The sequence below is a fragment of the Pseudomonas sp. P5_B2 genome, from assembly GCF_056400445.1.
This window is the reverse complement of record NZ_JBFULH010000853.1, coordinates 1-1,478: the sequence shown is the minus strand read 5'-3', so window position 1 is coordinate 1,478 and position 1,478 is coordinate 1. Positions and strand designations below refer to the sequence as shown.

The 1,478-nt window shown below is 59.7% G+C and carries 2 protein-coding genes and 1 pseudogene; all 3 read left to right on the top strand.

Annotated features, from left to right (window positions below):
• Positions 1-92 precede the first annotated feature (92 nt).
• Positions 93-683 (top strand): cysteine hydrolase family protein, encoded by a 591-nt coding sequence (locus AC1DRJ_RS27430; RefSeq protein ID WP_477804911.1) that lies wholly within the window; start codon positions 93-95, stop codon positions 681-683.
• Between the two features lie 131 nt (positions 684-814).
• Positions 815-1,135 carry a hypothetical protein gene (locus tag AC1DRJ_RS27425; protein ID WP_477804910.1) on the top strand — a complete coding sequence of 107 codons (321 nt, stop codon included), beginning with the start codon at positions 815-817 and terminating at the stop codon, positions 1,133-1,135.
• 86 nt (positions 1,136-1,221) lie between these two features.
• A pseudogene (locus AC1DRJ_RS27420) lies at positions 1,222-1,478 on the top strand (Smr/MutS family protein); the annotation flags it as partial.

Below are 1,478 nucleotides of genomic sequence, written 5' to 3'. Positions count from 1 at the left end.
CCAGTAAAGACGACATCTACAATAGTAGCCATTCACAGAACCGCTCAGCCAGAGGACAATGGCGCAAAAGCCCCACTCCAAGGAGCCCCAGAATGTCTGTTCCAAAAACGATGTTTCAACTCAGCGGCCGCGGTTACGCAGCAGCCAATCTGAGCCATGCGACCCTTGTCATCATTGATGCACAGAAAGAGTACCTCAGCGGTCCGCTGGCCCTGAGCGGCATGGACGCTGCCGTCGCGAACATCAAGCAATTGCTGGCGGCTGCCCGCGCGGCCGGTCGCACCATCGTGCATGTACGCCATCTCGGCACGGTCGGCGGGCTGTTCGACCCACAAGGCGAGCGCGGTGAGTTCATCCCCGGCCTTGAGCCACTGGCCGACGAAACCATCATCGGCAAAATGCTGCCGAGTGCGTTCCACGGCACCGAACTGGCAACGCGCCTGGAAGACCTCGGCGCCCTTGACCTGATCGTCTGCGGCTTCATGAGTCACTCCAGCGTCAGCACCACGGTGCGCGCCGCGAAGAACCTCGGTTTCCGTTGCACGCTGGTGGAAGACGCCTGCGCCACGCGGGATTTGCCTTACAAGGGCGGCGTATTGAGCGCCGAGCACGTTCAGCAGACCGAAATGGCGATCATGGCGGATAACTTCGCCACACTCGCGCTGACTCATGATCTGATTTGATCGGCCCGGGATGAGTAGCCAATATTGCCGCTCATCCGCAAAAGTCTCGCGTTTGCCGCAATTGTCTTAGCCTCAGGAACAACCCGGTCAACTCCCGGTCGAAGGGCCGATACCCATTGAGGAAGGTCGGAATGAAGTTATCCGATGGTTTTGACGCTCGCCGTTTGCGGTCCAAAGGCCAACGCAACTGGCGTTTTCGAATTGGCGCCGCGTTTGCCGCGTTGCTGGCAACGTGCGGTGTGTTGGTCGCCATGGCCGCTGCCGCCAGTCTTTTTGGCCATGTACCCGCACTGGGCGAACTGAACACCAGCCGCACCGGTGCCGCAGTGGTTTTGGCGGTTGGCCTGTTCATGTTGTACCTCGGCGTATGGCTATGGCGTCGCTGTCGGCGCCGTTCGCGCCAGTCGCGCGGGCTGAACATGTCTCCACACTTGATGAAAAAACACGACTGAACAGACGGCCTGGTAGTTGCCAGGCCTCAATTGTTATGGATAGCGCCTCGACTTGGGTAAACTGGCCGCCCTTCGCGGAGGCTGACATGCAAGACGACGATTTTTCCCTGTTCAAAAGTGCGATCCAAGGCGTCAAGCCGATCAAGCACGATCGCGCCGAAACCGGCAAACCCAAGGCCGATCGCGCGCACATCGCCAAGCTGCGTCAAGCCGCAACCATTCGCACCGATGCCACCACCGTTGACGGGTTGTCCGATCAGTTCGTCATCGACGTCGGCCCGGAAGACGAGTTGATGTGGGCCCGTGACGGCGTCCAGGAAAGCCAGATGCGCAAGCTCAAGGT

Excerpts from the sequence above, each read along its gene's own strand:
- AC1DRJ_RS27430 (WP_477804911.1), top strand. The coding sequence starts at position 93 with ATGTCTGTTCCAAAAACGATGTTTCAACTCAGCGGCCGCGGTTACGCA.
- AC1DRJ_RS27425 (WP_477804910.1), top strand. The coding sequence starts at position 815 with ATGAAGTTATCCGATGGTTTTGACGCTCGCCGTTTGCGGTCCAAAGGC.